The organism is Vibrio sp. S12_S33 (genome assembly GCF_963889785.1).
GTDB lineage: Bacteria > Pseudomonadota > Gammaproteobacteria > Enterobacterales > Vibrionaceae > Vibrio > Vibrio aestuarianus.
On record NZ_CAWPQZ010000036.1, the window covers coordinates 24,759 to 42,067 of the forward strand.

Genomic DNA, 17,309 nt, shown 5'->3' on the forward strand with positions numbered 1-17,309 from the left:
AAATGTTAAGTCGTTTCTTTATTCAAAGACCTAAGTTTGCATTGGTCATATCTATTATTCTTACTTTAGCAGGGGCGATATCCCTGGCTATTTTACCCGTCGCTGAATATCCGAAGATCAGCCCGCCATCTGTTAGCGTGACGGCGTTTTATACTGGTGCAAGTGCCGAAGTTGTCGAACAAGCTATTGCTGACCCCATAGAGACGTCAGTAAACGGTGTCGAGAACATGATCTACATGTCCTCGAAAAGTGCCAATGATGGCTCGTACAGCCTAAACGTGACATTCGATGTTGGTACTGACCCTGATATGGCACAAGTTAACGTCCAAAACCGTGTTGCTCAGATCGAATCCAAGCTTCCACAAGAAGTGAGAATGGCTGGCGTCACCGTGAAAAAACGTTCGCCAGATCTGTTAATGGTACTCAATTTCTATTCACCGGATGGAAAATATGACGACCAATTTCTGATTAACTACATCAACCTTAACGTTAAAGACCAACTCGCACGTGTAAAAGGTATTAGTGAGGTTAATGTCATTGGTGGGGGCGAATATGCAATGCGTATTTGGCTTAACCCAGAAAAAATGGCTAATTTAAAATTAACAACGTCCGATATTCAATCCGCTTTAACTGAGCAGAATGTACAAGTTGCAGCGGGGCGTATTGGCGCTGCTCCATATAGTAGTGCTCAAGAGGTGCAGTTTAATCTGGTAACAAAAGGGCGTTTGGAAAGTGTCGGTGAGTTTGAAAATGTTATTTTGCGTTCGAATTCTGATGGCTCTACGGTTTACTTGAAGGACGTCGCACGGGTTGAATTAGGCAAAAAATTCTATGATGGTAACGGTACATTCCGAGGCCAAGAAGCATCGATCGTTGCATTATCATTACAATCAGACGCCAACGCGTTGGAAAGCGGTAAAGCCGTTATGGCGTTGTTACAACAACTTAGCCATAATTTTCCAGATGGCATGGCCTTTGAAACCAGTTATGACACAACCGTGTTTGTTGCTGAATCTATCAAAGGTGTGGTTAAAACGCTGATCGAAGCGATATTACTGGTTATTGCCGTCACTTACTTATTTTTGGGTAGCGCACGCGCAACCCTGATTCCCGTTTTTGCCATTCCAGTCTCATTGATTGGTACATTTGCCGTTATGCAAACTACCGGCTTCACGATTAATACTGTGACTTTGTTTGGTCTTATTTTAGCCATTGGTATTGTTGTTGATGACGCTATTTTGGTGATTGAAAACGTAGATACAACAATGGCTAAAGATCCAACGATGTCTCCGCGTAAGGCAACGCTTATCGCAATGAAGGAGGTAACAGGCCCAATTATCACTTCAACGCTTGTATTACTTGCGGTATTTCTTCCTGTCGCCATGCTACCCGGTATCACAGGTATCATGTATCGACAGTTCGCATTAACTATCTGTATTTCAGTTGTTATTTCATCGATTAATGCACTAACTCTGTCTCCTGCGCTGTGTTCACTGGTTCTGAAACAAGGCGGTGAAAATACGGCAAGTTGGTTTAAGGCTTTTAACCGAGGCTTAGATAAAGTGACACAAGGCTACGGTCAAATTGCAGGTTTCTTGGTTAAAAAATCTTTACTTCTGATTACTTTCTTCCTACTTGCACTTGCTGCTGTCACGTTCTTTGCTAAAAATACTTCAACTGCTTTCGTTCCACAGGAAGATAAGGGAATATTATTAGTCAATGTTCAATTACCTGACTCTGCTTCTTTATCTCGAACGGAAGAAGTGACTTCACAACTGATGCAAATTCTTGAAGAAGAGCAGGGGGTTGATGGCGTTACCGTTGCCAATGGCTATTCATTCATGACTGGTGCCGCTGCATCAAACGGAGCATCTCTGTTTGTTAAATTACACAGTTGGGATATGCGCAACAGCCTAGCTGGCGATCATTCAGCAGCTGCAATTTCGTCGCGGATTAATGGCCGTGCCGCTTTGGAAATACCACATGCGGTTGTATTTGCAATGGGGCCTCCTGCAGTGCCTGGCATGGGAGCCGCTTCCGGATTTGAATTTGTACTGGAAGATACATTGGGTCGTAGCCGTACCGATTTAGCGATGGTAATGGGTGAAATGCTTCAGGCTGCTAATCAACAACCTGAAATTGCTTATACATTTAGTACATTCCGAGCCAACGTTCCTCACTATTATGTGGATATTGACCGTGAAAAGGCAAAACAGTTAGGTATTCCTTTATCCTCAATATTCCAAACGCTACAGGGTAACTTAGGGTCGGTTTACGTTAATGACTTTACTATGTTTGGTAAAAATTTCCGTGTGACAATGCAAGCTGATAGTGAACATCGTAATAGCATGGAAAACCTTGAGCAGTTCCATGTACGCTCTGCTAATGGAACAATGATTCCGTTAAGTACACTAGTTAGTCATACACAAGTGTTTGAACCGGATGTGGCATGGCGCTATAACATGTACCGCAGCGCGATTATCCAAGGTCAACCTGCTCCGGGTTACTCCAGTGGTGATGCTATTGCTGCGATGGAGCGAGTTGCCGCTCAAGTATTGCCGCAAGGTTACCAATACGAATGGACAGGTATGGCTTATCAGGAAGTTCTCGCGGGCAACCAAGCCATTTTTGCTTTTGCGCTTGCGCTCATTTTCATCTATTTGTTTATGGTGGCACAATACGAAAGTTGGAGTATTCCGTTAGCCATCATTTTAGTTGTGCCGATTGCAACCTTAGGTTCATTCTTAGCACTTAATTTGATGGGAATGCCATTGAATTTGTATGCCCAAATCGGTCTAGTCTTGCTGATAGCATTAGCTGCAAAGAATGCGATCTTAATAGTAGAGTTCGCAAAAATGGAGCGAGAAGAGAACGATATTGCTATTGATGAAGCCGCGGTTCATGGTGGTAAATTACGTTTTCGTGCCGTGAATATGACATCGTGGTCATTTATCTTAGGTCTTTTCCCTCTAATTTTTGCTTCGGGGGCTGGGCATATCAGTCAGAACTCTCTCGGTATATCACTTATCGGTGGACTGCTATGTGTACTTCTTGCGGGAACATGCTTGATCCCTGGTTTCTATGCATTAATCCAAAAACAACGAGAGAAGTATCATGGTGGCAACACAAAACTTGTACCATTAGATGATGAAGACTGACTAAATAACTCAAATCCCAAAGTCAGACTTTGGGATTTTTGATGTTGGGTCTTTTCAGATTAATAGTCATATAGTTAAAACGGTAACTATATGACTATTAAGTATTTTATGGTAAATCAGAATACTGTTAAATATGCATACTCTTATGAACCTAACAAAAACCTAGAAACACCAACACATGAAGTTAGCGTAGACCTATAACTCACAATAGGCAAGTGATTGGAAAGTAGGGTAAGTGATTGAAACAGAACTACTTATGAACTTAACTAAAAATCCTACATATTTAACATAACACATATAATGCGCACTTCGTAGTGGTTCGATAACGCCCGTAATTACTTCAAAGTCTTTACTGGTTATTTATTTGATTTTCGTTTCGTATAGAAGCTGATCTGCACGGTGCAGAATGTTGTCAATATTATCATCATCAACCTTAAGTGACGTAACCCCAACACTTAAGGTCAACTTATCACTCTCTAGCGTACTGAGTTCAGTATATACCCAAATAACTTGAAGTTGATTGCTTGCTTTACTTTTAAAGTGACAGTGTCTCAATGTGGCATTATCCACTACCTCACAATTAACCAGAATGACGGAAGAGCTTGCTTCTGTAATTTTATTACACCTATCAATCATCAGAATAACTCGCTGGTGTTTTATTCTCTATTAACCCATTGTTTTTATTTATCAAATGGTCATTTAAAGTAGATTGTATTGATTTTTTAGATAGGGGTTTTTCTGAGGTGGATTTGAGATAGGCGCAAAAAAAGGCACTAAATAAGTGCCCTGTTATCGTTATTCTTTATTTTCTGCCGCTTTTTCTGCTCTGATTTCAGTAGCAACAATTTTTATCGCTTCTGCGGTACTGATACCTTGGGTCATTAACTGCTGGATTTTTTCAACGGCTTCTTGCTGCTCTTGATGGGATAACGTAGGGAGATCGTCAAACATAAAAAAGGCTCCTGATGTTGAGGAGCCTGACTATAAAGACTGCGTTAATAACTAGCAAGGAAATTTATGTATGCACCCATAGCATTTTCATTAGTGTAACTTGCACCCAAATCTAACTGAAAAAGGTTTAAAGGCGATATTCTTATACCTGCGGTAATGGTGCCATCCAAATTGTCGTATGCTAAATTCTTGTTGTACCCTGCCCTTAGTTTTAATTGACGTAAAATGTCAATTTCACCACCAATGCGGATCATTTGCGTGTTATCTTCAAAGTTTGTATAACGTTTTTCTTCATTAAGATCGTAATCAACACTTAATGTTGCATAATCGGCAACTAGGCCAATACCAACGGTATACAATGGGCGCATTTGGTATGCGTAGCCAAGATTAATGTCTCTTGTTTGTCCGGAAGTCTTACTTGTCAGTGTTTTAGTATACGACTGTGTATTGATATCACGCTTAATAAGGTTGGTTGCCGAGAAACCAACGCGAAGTGGTCCATAAAACCATAATGCACCTGCATCAAGGTTGAATATGGTTTCACCTTGGCTACTGTCTCTTACATCTTTAATATCATAATCAGTCACACTTGCTGAATATACATAAGTGTAGATTCGTTGTAGTTTTGGCGTCACACCAAATGCAATGTGTTGACCTAAAAATGTTTGATATTTGGCTAACGATAACCCAATTTCAGTTACCCCAACAGACACCGCATTTACAGCGCTTAATTCTGCGTTTTCGACAGAGGTACTACCACCGGTATAGATATCAGAAGTAACAAAAGTTTCAGTGTATGCTTTCGCAAACAGATTAGCTGCTATAAATTGATTCGGAATGGCAAACGCAACAACACCACCAATTTCAGCTTTTAAACTGTCACCTGCTAAATTGTCTAAGGTTTTCTGAAGATCTTGATAGTTTTTATTATCTAGCATACTAGAGATGCTATCTAAATCATCCACCATTTTGTCTTCATCATTGTAGGAAATACCAATGCTTGGAAGTATCATCCCAAAATCATCGTTACGGCGATAAATGGCTACCAAAGCTGGGTTATAAAAAGGGGCGGTTAGAAAATTAGCAGATACAACCCCAACGCCACCCATCGCATCGCCTCTGGCTTCAATGGCATAATTTGCCGCTACTGCTAAAGAAGGTGTCAGCGCGATTGTTAATGGCAGTATTTTGATGAATTTTTTCATAGTGTTATAAACGTATTAATTCCTTTAAGTCTATAACGACCTATTGTCTATTATCTTTAGTTATTCATCTACAGAAACATCATATGTTTTACTGATAACTTGAGATTGCTCAATTGTGATCGGACCTTGCCAACGCTGACTAGTCATTGTTACCGCCAATACATATCTATCGGAGGACAAATTCGTCACCTCTAAAGAGTTTGGATATTCAGACACGTAACTTTTGCTCCACAACTTAGAATACTGTCCATCGACATAATCATAGAGTGATACATTCAGCTCAGGTAATGGGCAGTATGGATTTAGTAGCGCTTTTTTTTCAATTTGCCACTCATCTTTTGAAGCCCAGCGGACGACTTGTCTTGCTTTAGGCTCACCTATAATAACCCATGCACTCCAAGACTGTTGATCACTGGCGGTTATATCAAGGCGGTATAGACCCATACTGAGTTTGCTGTTTAGATCGTAGCGTTTAACATAGTGAAGCTCTTTCCTATCCTTGCCATTGTTATATGAATCAACTGAATTGACATTGGAAATAGGTTTATCCACCCATTCTGTTAGTTCGACGCTATCAAGAGTGTTGATTGATGTAACATCAACGGCGACACGATATGCATCTCGGCCAGGGCTTTGAATATCTTGGCGATTTATAGTGATAGATTTGAGCCATTCAGGTAGTGGGCGCTTGTCTAAACCTTTACCACAATCAGTAGTTAATGATTGGATTAATAGATCATTAAGATGGCTCTTGATGTTGCGATTTTGTTCGAGTTGCCAAACTTCGACCAAAGAATCAAACATGGCTTGTAAGTCATTGTTCAGCAAGTGCTGGTGTGCTTGGGTGAGTGGTGTGTTTTTATCAAACCACTCATCACTTTGCACTGTTATTGGCACACTAAAAGCTAGTGTGCCAAGTAAAACGGTTCGTAATTGAAACATTACGCTTTCATCTTATAACCGACGCCACGTAGTGTTTCAATTTCTAAGCCGGGAAGCTTTTGTCTTAATTGCAATACATGCGTATCCACGGTTCGTGTGGTAGGGAAATGATTATATCCCCAAACGTGATCAAGTAATTCGTCGCGGGTGAATACACGCCCTAAATTACTGGCCAAAAATAACAACAGATCAAATTCAGTGCGAGTTAAGGTTATCGATTCATCTTTATAAAAGACTTCGCGAGTTGACTTATCGATAACTAAATTTGGGGTGACAACTTTAACATCATCTTGCCCTTCACCTTCAGGAGATCTAAGTTGTGCGCGGATGCGAGCAAACAGCTCGGCTTCAGCAAACGGTTTGGTTAGATAATCATTTGCTCCTGCATCGAGTCCTGCCACTTTATCTTTCACAGTAACCAAGGCGGTTAACAAAATGACGGGAACCTCTTTAATCTTTTTCCATTCCGGCAGTGATTGAACAGAGTCGCCATCCGGTAGCTGTCTATCTAAAATAACCAGATCAGCACTATCCCAATGCTGCTTAACTTCTGCAATCGTTTCTGCATGTAAACAGTCATACCCAGCTTGCTCAAGGCTAACCAGTAAACCGTCAGCTAGGTTTTTATCATCTTCAACGAGAAGCAATGTCTGTTTCACAGGGGATCTCCAATATAAATGTGGTTGGTGGTCCAATAAGCTTCATTTTACCACCCATCCGACCAACCATGGATTCTACAATCGTGAGGCCTAAACCAAGGCCACTTTTACTCACAAATGGTTTACGTACACTTCGCCAGTCTTTATTGGTCAGTTGACCTTGGTCAGTGACTTTTATCGTAATGGAACTTTTATTTGTTATAACCTGCAATTTAATCGGTGCAACACCATATTTTATGGCATTTCGGATCAAATTATCGATACAGGTCCCCAGCCAATACACATTCAGTTTAGCTGCTATATCTTTGTTTATCTCGAGTTCAATCACTTCTTTGAACTCTTCTTCAGCTTTATATTGTAACCACTCTTCTACAGAAAGAACCCAATCTGTTGCAAGAGGTTTGTTATCGGACTGCAAATAATCTTTACTTGCTTCGGCTAATTGCCTCAAACGTCTTGAATCTTCACAAAGTCGCCTAAATTCATCATAAACAGAAGCGGGTAACTGTTCAAATTCTCGTCGAAAACCTTCAACCGTTAGTGACAAACTAGCAATAGGAGTGCGCAGCTCATGAGTTAGAATCTGTAGCACTAACATGCGACTTTTCATTTCTTGCCGTTTTGAATTCCAGCGATAAGCCGACCACCCCAAAACGAGCATAATATTGGCGATAACAAGCACCACCATGCTTATACGTAAAATGTTAGAGTGATCTTCTACATCCCAACAGATATTCCCTCTTTGCACAAAGCAGGTAGAACTTTGTGAGGACATGGCATAGCTAAGGCCGGCCTTACTAGCATTATTTAACCATATATCTTCATCGAAAATGTAATATTCATCACCTTTTCGCAGCCAGAGATCTTTGTTCTCTACAAACATGGTCGAGCCAGCAATAAGTGCGGTAATGGTCTCTTCATTCATGCTTTGCAAACGACCAAGTAGAGTGTCATGGCTAGCTTTTGGTCGTTCTTGAATATGCATATATTTCTGCAAATCGGCAGTACTATCAGGGTGTTTACCAATATAACGTGCTGCATAACTCCCCCCGCCAGGATGAATTAAAGCACTGCGGGCAAACCACCTTTGCGTCAATTTTGTGCCTTTGCAAAGCGCTCGAGTAAAAACTAAAGGTTCAGTAATCAATGGGCTAAGAGGTAATTTACCAGTACAACTTTGTGATAATTTATATAACAGTTGAATATCTTTTAATGGGTATTCAGCGGTTTGGGGCAGCATAGATTCTGGTGTTAAAAGGCGCGTCGGGTATTCTGCTTGCAAGATCCGAATGTCATAACTAACACTGGCAGAATCGTAGCCAAAAAGCGATACAAACAGGTCGATCCGTTCAGGCAACGAATCTGCATAAGTATAAATTGGCAACAGGGCGAAGATGCCCCATAAAAATTGATTGATCGCTTTAAACAAGTTGTATATTCATCAAATGGTTGAATGGTAAAATTGTAGGTCATTATCTGCTAGCAATACATTAGATATGTTATATCAATGTCAGTAATTATAATGGTTAAATAAAAGAAGCCAGCAATATGCTGGCTTCTTTTGCATCGTTAAAGATTACAACGCTTTAGATATCGCGTCTACGCTCTCTTTAGCATCACCAAAGAGCATGTGCGTATTCTCTTTAAAGAATAGTGGGTTTTGCACACCAGCATAGCCAGTGTTCATTGAACGTTTAAAGACAATGACGTTTTGTGCATTCCATACTTCTAATACTGGCATACCTGCGATAGGACTGTTTGGATCTTCTAACGCTGCAGGGTTAACTGTATCGTTTGCACCTATCACCAGTACCGTGTCGGTTTCGGCAAAGTCATCATTAATTTCATCCATTTCAAGAACGATATCATAAGGCACTTTTGCTTCAGCAAGTAACACGTTCATGTGGCCAGGTAAACGCCCCGCGACTGGGTGAATACCAAAACGAACTTTAATACCTTGAGCGCGAAGTTTTTCAGTAATTTCATGAACTGGATATTGTGCTTGAGCAACCGCCATGCCATACCCTGGAGTGATAATAACTGACTTAGAATTTTTGAGCATTTCAGCAACATCTTCCGCACTCGCTTCACGGTGTTCGCCGTATTCGACGTCAGCACTTACCACGACATCTTGACCAAAACCACCAGCAATAACGCTAATAAATGAGCGATTCATTGCTTTACACATAATGTAAGAAAGAATGGCACCAGACGAGCCAACCAACGCACCTGTTACGATCAATAGATCATTCGCTAACATAAAGCCTGCTGCTGCTGCTGCCCAACCAGAGTATGAGTTCAACATAGAAACCACAACTGGCATATCTGCGCCACCAATCGATGCAACTAAATGGTAACCAAAGGCAAAAGCAATCAAGGTCATTAGCAATAGTGCAAACATACTGCCGTCTTGCTTAACAAAGTAGACCATTAGCAACGCCGAAATAACGATGGCAGCTAAATTCAACTTATGTTTATGAGGTAAATTAAGTGAAGATGATGAAATGATTCCACGAAGTTTACCAAACGCAACAATTGAACCTGTAAAAGTTACTGCACCGATAAATACCCCGAGGAAAACTTCAACCAAGTGGATAACATGCTCAGCGTGATCAAGCACTACTGGCGCATCGATATAACTGTTGTAACCAACCAGTACTGCGGCCATACCGACAAAGCTATGTAATATGGCCACTAGCTCAGGCATTTCGGTCATTTCTACTTTCTTAGCGAAATGAATACCAATACCACCACCAATAACCATAGCAAGTATCACCCAAGCGAAACCTTCCGCTCCAGGGCTGAAGATAGTCGCAATTAGCGCGATCGCCATACCAGTAATACCATAGTAGTTACCAGCTCTTGCCGATTCCTGCTTGGATAAACCAGCTAAACTCATGATGAAAAATATAGCAGCAATAATATATGCGGCTTGTACTAATCCTGCAGACATATATTACTCCCTTAGTCTTTACGGAACATTTCAAGCATACGTTTGGTTACTGTAAAGCCACCAAAAATGTTAATACTTGCAATTAGAACGGCGATAAATGACAAGAAAGTAACAACGCCACTGCCCTGACCTATCTGTAACAATGCACCGACAACAATGATGCCTGAAATGGCATTGGTTACCGACATTAATGGCGTATGCAGAGAGTGAGTTACGTTCCATACCACATAATAACCGACAACACAGGCTAAGACGAAAACGGTAAAATGGCTTAGAAACGCAGCAGGCGCCACTGAAGCTATCCACGCAAACGCCCCAACCCCAGCCGCAAGCGCTACGACTTTCTTAAGTGGTGATGTTGGCTCTTCTTTTTTCGGTTCTGGTTTAACTGCAGCAGTTGGTTTTGCTTGAGGTTGTACAGAAACTTGAATAGGTGGCGCTGGCCAGGTAATTTCACCCTCTTTTACTACCGTAACACCACGAAGTACAACATCGTCAAAATCAATGTTGATGGTGCCATCTTTTTCTTTGCATAGTAGCTTGAGTAAGTTGACCAAGTTAGTGGAATAGAGCTGAGAAGACTGGGTTGGTAAGCGACCGACCATATCGGTATAACCAACAACTTTCACACCATTTGCCGTAGTAATCACTTGTTCTGCAACGGTGTATTCGCAGTTACCACCATTGGCTGCCGCAAGGTCAACAATAACGCTACCTGCTTTCATGCTATCAACCATTTCTTTGGTGATTAACTTAGGAGCTGGGCGACCAGGGATTAATGCGGTAGTAATGATGATGTCAACGTCTTTAGCTTGTGCTGCGTAAAGTTCTGCCGCTTTCTTATTGAACTCGTCAGACATTTCTTTCGCGTAGCCATCACCTGAGCCAGACGTTTCTTGGAAATCGACTTCCAAAAATTCAGCACCCATTGACTGCACTTGCTCTTTCACTTCTGGACGAACATCGAATGAACGGACAATAGCACCAAGACTACCAGCAGCCCCAATGGCAGCCAAACCAGCCACACCGGCACCCGCTACCAATACTTTTGCAGGTGGTACCTTACCAGCTGCCGTAATTTGACCTGTAAAGAAACGGCCAAATTCATGTGCAGCCTCTACCACTGCTCGGTAACCAGCAATGTTTGCCATTGATGATAGTGCGTCTAACGCCTGAGCCCTAGAGATACGTGGCACGGAGTCCATCGCAAGCACATTGATCTTCTTGCTGGATAATTGCTCCATCAATTCAGGGTGTTGCGCAGGCCAGATAAAACTGATCAAACTGGTCCCTTCTTTGAGTAATGCAATTTCATCAATGCCTTTCTCAGCATCAACAATAGGGGCATTTACTTTGAGAATAAGATCTGAATTCCAAACATCTTGTGCTGATACAATGCTTGCTCCTGCCGCTTCAAAAGCAGCGTCATCGAAACTGGCTAAAGCACCAGCTTGTGTTTCGATGGAGACATCAAACCCTAACTTTATTAACTGCGCTACCGAACTCGGCGAAGCAGCAACTCGCGTTTCACCCGCAAGTGTTTCTTTTGGTACACCAATTTGCATAGTTATTCCTTGACTATTGGCACAATGATTATTCTGTTTTTATCTAACCGCTCGCCTAACTGCAAGCTTTTTGTAATAAATAAACAAAGTGTTATTACATATAACTGTGAGAAACCACTGATTGTCGTAGTTAAGCTACCAAAAAACAATGGAACTTCAACAAAGCAGAGGTCAAACCACCTGTTACAAATTTCTATGAAAACAGTAGATTAGCCATGCTTCTCATAAATAAAGAGCCATAAGAATATCGACTTATAGCTCTAATGATTATGATTTTTATCAAATTGCGTACTGTTGATCGGAGATTTATACCCAAACTACTTGAGTTGCAGGTAAGCGGCAAGTGGTTGGTGTGAGCGAACGTAGCCAACACCGCTGCAACTTCAAATAGGAAGGGTATACCCGTTAAGAAAAAATTTTGTCACCCATTTGATCAATAAACATTTGTGATTTTTTCAACATTAGCTCATCAGCATCATTGCGATTAGAAAGTACATCTGAACGAATAAATCGGTGGCTATGCAATTCCCCGCAGATTTCTTTCTCAATTCTACCAGCTACACGATACTGCCCAGATTCTGCAATAGCCGCTTGATAAATTAAAAAACCTTTATATTCGATTGGCTCTGCCGCTGTTTCAACGGCTTGTTTTTTGGAACTACCAAATAAACGCGATAAAAAACCCACATCTACTCCTCTATCGTTTGTTCGATTCAATAAGTGGCTTCTCGAACCATTCTAATTCAATATCGTTATCAAATCTCAATTGACCTACAATAACGGGAATATCATCTTCACGATGTTGACGTCTGTCATTGATGATTAAGCTTTGCGCAGATTCAACAGCAATCCGAGCATTATCCTTAAGGGTGACTAACCTTTCTTCAGGCAGTGCGGATAAAAAATCAATATCGTGTCTTATATAAACTGGTCGTAATTGACCTAAGGCCAAGCATGCTAAGTCTGCTAATTGCTCATTGCTAAAATGTTCAATATAAAAGTCTTCCGCAAGCACTCTCCCTACTAGCGTTTCCATGTAGTTATGAACATCGACACTTATCTGCATCGTTACGCCCCTTAAATTTTTTTACTGGTTAAGTTTTGCCTTAATTGTTGTAGTACCAATAACTTAGTCTACGATGACTCTTTTATCCAACAGATCGTATATTTCAGCATGTAAAGTTTGCTCAGGCACTCGCTTTTATCACCTAAGTTTAGCAAAAAGCTTGGCAATTCATTAAATAAAAGTATGCTACTCACTTTGTTATCAGTTCTTATTCTGCCTTATAAGCTAGCATCGTATTATTAAATGTCATCGAGTTTAGTGTCATCTCATTGGTTTCGTTTTGGTTTCCCAATCGTTTTATTGACGATGGTCTCTTTGGGAATGGAAAATGTCATCCTTGTCACCCAGGCGAATAGCGGTTTTGCCGAAAACTTACCATACATATTATTTGCGGTAGCGATAGCATTAGGACATATATTTAAGCAAGGACGTTTAGCCATGGTTTCCATGGCGATGCTAGTGGGTTACGCAATCATACAGTGGCGTTTACAGATGCCATTATCTTCAGGAACCACGTTTCTTGAGCTATCACTGCTCAGTATTTTACTGCCGATATCATGCTTTATTCCACACGCGCTTGGCAGTAATGCGACCGTTTTAAGTAAAACATTCGGGCTATATATCGTAATATTGGCACTGTTTATCCTTTGGGTCAGTATCATCTTGCTTTACGTGAGTGATGGTGGATTTAAAAATTTCAGCGATGCCTTTCTTGTTGCGATACCACAAGTATCGAAGTTACCAATCCTATTGGTTTTATATCTTGCCGCTTTAATTGGAATTTCAGCAATTTTGGTGCTGACACGAAACCGTATTCTGGATGTAAGTATATACGCCAGTATTCTGCTTTGCGCGGTTACCTTCATCTTTTTTGACATCAACTATATATCAAGCACTTTATTTTCGCTGGCCGGTATCTTATTGATTTTATACCTTATTTCAGCCGGACATCAGATGGCGTTCATTGATCGCTTAACCAATATTCCAGGTCGGCATGCTTTGGATCTTGATTTGAAATATTTGGGACGTAAATACGCAATTGCGATGCTTGATGTTGATCACTTCAAACAGTTTAACGACCGTTATGGGCATGATACTGGCGATGATGTTTTAAAATTGGTTGCCAGTCGTCTATTGCTTGTACAGGGTAAAGCTCGTGTATACCGTTACGGTGGTGAAGAATTCACGGTCATCTTTAAAGGCAAAGATAGCCAACAAGCCTACGAATACTTAGAAGCGTTACGTCATGACATCGAACAATATCAAATGTCGATACGCGATACGGATGCCAGACCGAAAGATGATAAAACCGGTTTAAAAAGACGGGCGAAGAAAACCTCATCAAATATAGTCTCGATTACCATCAGTATTGGTGTGGCTGATAATCAGTCAGCGAACAAGCCAGAAGAAGTTATCAAAATGGCAGACAAAGTGCTCTATAAAGCGAAAAAAAATGGGCGTAATCGAACTGAAATGTAACAGTGTCACTTTTCAATAAACAATATCTCCAACATTCTATTTACCAAGCAAACACATAAAATGTGATATACAACCATGCGAGCATCACATTCACAGAAACTTCATTAGCTTGTCTATGACACTTTCGCTAATTTGTTTACGTTGCAATTGGTTAGCAACCTTCAAACTAAAGCAAGAGTAAGATTATGAGTGATAAAGTAAACGGAACGGTAAAGTGGTTCAATCAAGATAAAGGATTTGGTTTCATTACACCGGAGGATGGAGGCAAGGATGTATTCGTACATTTTTCCGCTATTGTTGGTGAAGGTCACCGCAACCTAACTGACGGTCAACGTGTAAGCTTTACAGTTACCGTTGGTCAAAAAGGACCACAAGCGGAAAACGTCAGTCCCGTTTAAGTTTCTAATATAAAGATAAGGGATCTAAGCATCTGCACTTAGATCCTTTTTAGTTTTAAGTATGTGCCTTAAACTTCCAACCGCTATTATTACTCCTTAACCGTGATATGTTGACGCGTATAACGATTTTTCTATAGTATCGACGATTACCCTACTCCCCGTATAAAACCATCGGCAATAGCTCAACACACCTATACGGTCAACGAACACACATTTGGTTTTTACCTAGCGATTTCGCTTTGTACAGCAAATTATCAGCTTCATTAATCATTTCCAACAATGTTTGGCCGGTATAACAACTGACCCCACCACTGATGGTGATCGTTACTTTACCGCTGTACATTGGCAAAGGGTGGTTTTCTATAACACTACGGTAGTGCTCAGCGATTGCTGCCATATTATCGACGCAATGACTTGCATCGGACAACTTAACCAGTATGAGAAACTCTTCCCCGCCCCAGCGTATGATGATATCTGAATCGTGTTTGTGCGTTTGAAATGTGCTTGCTATATGACGTAGTGCCTCGTCACCGCTTAAATGACCGAAGGTGTCGTTTATGCGTTTGAAATGGTCAACGTCGATCATAATTATCGCAACTTGCTGATCTTCTTCGATTTGGGAGAGCAGTTTTTCCGCTACAGCGTAACCTTGGCAACGGTTATAAAGACCCGTTAATTCATCATAAGCTGCTTTATTAAGCAGCTTTTCTTCGAGTGCTTTTTGCTCGGTAATGTCAAATATCACCCCAATAAGCCCGGCAACATTCCCTTGTCCATCATTAAAGCTGGTCTTGTGAAATTTAACAAAAATATCGTTACCTTCAAAAGTGCGAATCTTTTTCTCATAAACTTGTATACCAGGGTGGTTGAACAATTCGATATCCGCTTTTTGGTAAACATCAGCCAAATCTTTATCAAAAAGCTCATAAACATTGCGCCCCACCAACTGCTGCCTTTCGATTTTAATAAATTCTTCAAAGGCGCGATTACACCCTAAATAGACGCCGTGAGTATCTTTGTAAAAGATGGGAACCGGCAAAACATCAATGGTTAGCTGCAATAGCTCATTCTCTCCTGAAAAGAAATGTAACAGGTCTGCTCCATCTATCGAAGAAATTAGCGGCATATATACAGTCCCTAATTGGATTTTGCTATGTATCTATTATAGGGATGGTTTTATCAGTTAGCCTAATGTTGATTTAAAATCTCCTAAACAGGTTTAAATATTTTACAAGCAGCTTTTCCTCTATTACTGAATAAATACAGTACTGAGATTTCACTTTGCTTGACAATAACTGCCGTTTCTTTTGTTATATGACAACAACTTGAAGTTGCGCTGTAGCTGTACGACAAGTAAGCTCACCATCATTATCACTGATAAAGCGTGTGATTGAGGTGAGCAACGTAGCCAACCGCAGCAGCTTCAAGTAGCAAAGGAATAACGACTTCTGGTGATAAAACATTCACTATTCAATGGCTCAAGGACGATACATGAAAGACGAAACACTCTCGATACATTTTGGTTATGAAACCGATCCAACCACTAAGTCAGTCGCAACGCCAATCTACCAAACTGTTGCCTATGAGTTTGATAATGCACAGCATGGCGCTGATTTATTTAACCTTGCCGTCCCTGGTAATATTTACACGCGGATCATGAACCCAACCAATGATGTGTTGGAAAAACGTATGGCGGCATTAGAAGGTGGTATTGCAGGCCTAGCCGTCAGTGCGGGTAGTGCAGCGATAAATTATGCCATTTTAACGTTGGCGCAAGCTGGCGATAATATTGTATCGACTCCGCAATTATATGGTGGCACGTATACCCTATTTGCTCACATGCTACCAAACCAAGGCATAGAAGTGCGTTTCGCCAAAGACGATCAGCCAGAGAGTTTAGCTGCACTGATTGATGAAAATACTAAAGCCGTTTATTGCGAAAGTATCGGTAACCCTGCGGGTAATATCATTGATTTAGAGCGTGTTGCAGAACTTGCTCACGTGCAAGGCGTGCCAGTGATTGTTGATAACACCGTAGCAACTCCAGCCTTATGCAAGCCGATTTCATTTGGTGCAGACATCGTGGTGCACTCTTTAACCAAGTATGTCGGTGGGCATGGTACTACGCTCGGTGGCATGATTATCGATTCAGGTAAATTTCCTTGGGTGCAGCATAAAGATCGTTTCCCTGTGTTTAATCAACCCGAACCTTCTTACCATGGCGTGGTTTATACCGAAGCTTTTGGCGACGCGGCTTTTATTGGGCGAGCACGCACCGTTCCTTTAAGAAATACTGGCGCAACCTTGTCACCAATGAATGCTTTTATGTTGATGCAAGGGTTAGAAACCCTATCACTTCGCATGGAACGACACACAGAAAATGCACTGAAAGTAGCCCAATTTCTTGAGCAACATGACAAAGTTAGCTGGGTTAACTACGCCGCTCTTCCACAGTCAGAACACTATGCTCTTGCGCAAAAGTATATGGAAGGTAAGCCTTCGGCCATCCTCTCATTTGGTTTAAAAGCGGGCTATGATGCTGGCGTTCGTTTTTATGATGCATTGCAGATATTTAAACGCCTGGTCAATATTGGCGATGCTAAATCTCTCGCTTGTCACCCTGCATCAACCACACACCGACAGCTCAATGAGCAAGAACAAAAACAAGCTGGTGTGTCACCAGAGATGATTCGACTTTCTGTGGGGATTGAGCATATTGATGACATTCTTGCCGATTTAGAGCAAGCGCTTAACGCATAGCCTTATTCCCAGTAATAACGAGCCAGCCGATACGCTGGCTTTTTTATGGTTCATCGCGGCTTTCCGGGGAAAGCCGCTTTTATCTTCAAGAAGAAGTAGTCTGTATCTCGATACCCATAACCCATTCGCTTGATTAGCTTTATCTTGTTGTTCATCCCTTCCAGTGTGCAGGT

At 41.2% G+C, this 17,309-nt stretch carries 16 protein-coding genes; 4 read left to right on the plus strand and 12 right to left on the minus strand.

All coding sequences use genetic code 11. The features are described from left to right. Positions 1-2: 2 nt before the first annotated feature. Entirely contained in the window at positions 3-3,158 is a 3,156-nt protein-coding gene (locus tag AACW06_RS14725; protein ID WP_192075645.1) for an efflux RND transporter permease subunit, read from the plus strand. A gap of 360 nt (positions 3,159-3,518) precedes the next feature. On the opposite strand, the gene AACW06_RS14730 is transcribed toward AACW06_RS14725, so the two are convergent. From AACW06_RS14730 to AACW06_RS14775, 10 genes are all read right to left on the minus strand, one after another. Beyond that, positions 3,519-3,794, minus strand: a complete 276-nt coding sequence (locus AACW06_RS14730) for a hypothetical protein (RefSeq protein WP_192075646.1) — start codon at positions 3,792-3,794, stop codon at positions 3,519-3,521. A gap of 159 nt (positions 3,795-3,953) precedes the next feature. After that, entirely contained in the window at positions 3,954-4,109 is a 156-nt protein-coding gene (locus AACW06_RS14735) for a YoaH family protein (protein WP_168524669.1), read from the minus strand. Between the two features lie 44 nt (positions 4,110-4,153). Continuing rightward, the gene (locus AACW06_RS14740) at positions 4,154-5,314 is read right to left on the minus strand and encodes a conjugal transfer protein TraF (RefSeq protein WP_192075647.1); all 1,161 of its coding nucleotides are present in this window, start codon (positions 5,312-5,314) and stop codon (positions 4,154-4,156) included. Positions 5,315-5,374: 60 nt separating this feature from the next. After that, on the minus strand, positions 5,375-6,256 hold the full coding sequence (locus tag AACW06_RS14745) for a DUF2861 family protein (protein WP_192075648.1): 882 nt from the start codon (positions 6,254-6,256) through the stop codon (positions 5,375-5,377). After that, positions 6,256-6,915 carry a response regulator transcription factor VxrB gene (vxrB, locus tag AACW06_RS14750; RefSeq protein ID WP_192075649.1) on the minus strand — a complete coding sequence of 220 codons (660 nt, stop codon included), beginning with the start codon at positions 6,913-6,915 and terminating at the stop codon, positions 6,256-6,258. Before vxrB ends, AACW06_RS14745 begins: the two co-directional genes overlap by 1 nt. Then, the gene (vxrA, locus tag AACW06_RS14755; protein ID WP_337923491.1) at positions 6,890-8,344 is read right to left on the minus strand and encodes a sensor histidine kinase VxrA; all 1,455 of its coding nucleotides are present in this window, start codon (positions 8,342-8,344) and stop codon (positions 6,890-6,892) included. The genes vxrB and vxrA overlap by 26 nt, the downstream gene beginning before the upstream one ends. Positions 8,345-8,491: 147 nt before the next feature. Beyond that, positions 8,492-9,868 (minus strand): Re/Si-specific NAD(P)(+) transhydrogenase subunit beta, encoded by a 1,377-nt coding sequence (gene pntB, locus AACW06_RS14760; RefSeq protein WP_053312095.1) that lies wholly within the window; start codon positions 9,866-9,868, stop codon positions 8,492-8,494. Positions 9,869-9,879: 11 nt separating this feature from the next. After that, on the minus strand, positions 9,880-11,433 hold the full coding sequence (locus AACW06_RS14765) for a Re/Si-specific NAD(P)(+) transhydrogenase subunit alpha (RefSeq protein WP_192075650.1): 1,554 nt from the start codon (positions 11,431-11,433) through the stop codon (positions 9,880-9,882). 405 nt (positions 11,434-11,838) lie between these two features. Further along, entirely contained in the window at positions 11,839-12,120 is a 282-nt protein-coding gene (locus tag AACW06_RS14770; protein WP_192075651.1) for an HlyU family transcriptional regulator, read from the minus strand. Between the two features lie 10 nt (positions 12,121-12,130). After that, positions 12,131-12,499 (minus strand): late competence development ComFB family protein, encoded by a 369-nt coding sequence (locus AACW06_RS14775; RefSeq protein ID WP_192075652.1) that lies wholly within the window; start codon positions 12,497-12,499, stop codon positions 12,131-12,133. 243 nt (positions 12,500-12,742) lie between these two features. Here AACW06_RS14775 and AACW06_RS14780 point away from each other — a divergent pair, with 243 nt between their 5' ends. After that, positions 12,743-13,978, plus strand: coding sequence for a GGDEF domain-containing protein (locus tag AACW06_RS14780; RefSeq protein ID WP_053312091.1), 1,236 nt, complete (start codon positions 12,743-12,745; stop codon positions 13,976-13,978). A 185-nt stretch (positions 13,979-14,163) separates the two neighbouring features. Continuing rightward, on the plus strand, positions 14,164-14,376 hold the full coding sequence (gene cspE / locus AACW06_RS14785; protein ID WP_053312090.1) for a transcription antiterminator/RNA stability regulator CspE: 213 nt from the start codon (positions 14,164-14,166) through the stop codon (positions 14,374-14,376). Between the two features lie 199 nt (positions 14,377-14,575). Here cspE and AACW06_RS14790 read toward each other — a convergent pair whose 3' ends face one another. Then, positions 14,576-15,502 carry a GGDEF domain-containing protein gene (locus tag AACW06_RS14790; protein ID WP_192075653.1) on the minus strand — a complete coding sequence of 309 codons (927 nt, stop codon included), beginning with the start codon at positions 15,500-15,502 and terminating at the stop codon, positions 14,576-14,578. 365 nt (positions 15,503-15,867) lie between these two features. Here AACW06_RS14790 and AACW06_RS14795 point away from each other — a divergent pair, with 365 nt between their 5' ends. Then, positions 15,868-17,136 (plus strand): O-acetylhomoserine aminocarboxypropyltransferase/cysteine synthase family protein, encoded by a 1,269-nt coding sequence (locus AACW06_RS14795; protein ID WP_192075654.1) that lies wholly within the window; start codon positions 15,868-15,870, stop codon positions 17,134-17,136. Between the two features lie 50 nt (positions 17,137-17,186). Here the strand turns inward: AACW06_RS14795 and AACW06_RS14800 are convergent. After that, positions 17,187-17,309: transposase (locus AACW06_RS14800; protein ID WP_192074488.1), on the minus strand; the 123-nt coding region annotated here is incomplete at its 5' end.

Coding starts and splice junctions, on each gene's coding strand:
- AACW06_RS14775 (WP_192075652.1), bottom strand. CDS start 12,499: ATGCAGATAAGTGTCGATGTTCATAACTACATGGAAACGCTAGTAGGG.
- AACW06_RS14740 (WP_192075647.1), bottom strand. CDS start 5,314: ATGAAAAAATTCATCAAAATACTGCCATTAACAATCGCGCTGACACCT.
- AACW06_RS14780 (WP_053312091.1), top strand. CDS start 12,743: ATGTCATCGAGTTTAGTGTCATCTCATTGGTTTCGTTTTGGTTTCCCA.
- AACW06_RS14725 (WP_192075645.1), top strand. CDS start 3: ATGTTAAGTCGTTTCTTTATTCAAAGACCTAAGTTTGCATTGGTCATA.
- AACW06_RS14735 (WP_168524669.1), bottom strand. CDS start 4,109: ATGTTTGACGATCTCCCTACGTTATCCCATCAAGAGCAGCAAGAAGCC.
- AACW06_RS14765 (WP_192075650.1), bottom strand. CDS start 11,433: ATGCAAATTGGTGTACCAAAAGAAACACTTGCGGGTGAAACGCGAGTT.
- cspE (WP_053312090.1), top strand. CDS start 14,164: ATGAGTGATAAAGTAAACGGAACGGTAAAGTGGTTCAATCAAGATAAA.
- AACW06_RS14790 (WP_192075653.1), bottom strand. CDS start 15,502: ATGCCGCTAATTTCTTCGATAGATGGAGCAGACCTGTTACATTTCTTT.
- pntB (WP_053312095.1), bottom strand. CDS start 9,868: ATGTCTGCAGGATTAGTACAAGCCGCATATATTATTGCTGCTATATTT.
- AACW06_RS14730 (WP_192075646.1), bottom strand. CDS start 3,794: ATGATTGATAGGTGTAATAAAATTACAGAAGCAAGCTCTTCCGTCATT.
- AACW06_RS14795 (WP_192075654.1), top strand. CDS start 15,868: ATGAAAGACGAAACACTCTCGATACATTTTGGTTATGAAACCGATCCA.
- AACW06_RS14745 (WP_192075648.1), bottom strand. CDS start 6,256: ATGTTTCAATTACGAACCGTTTTACTTGGCACACTAGCTTTTAGTGTG.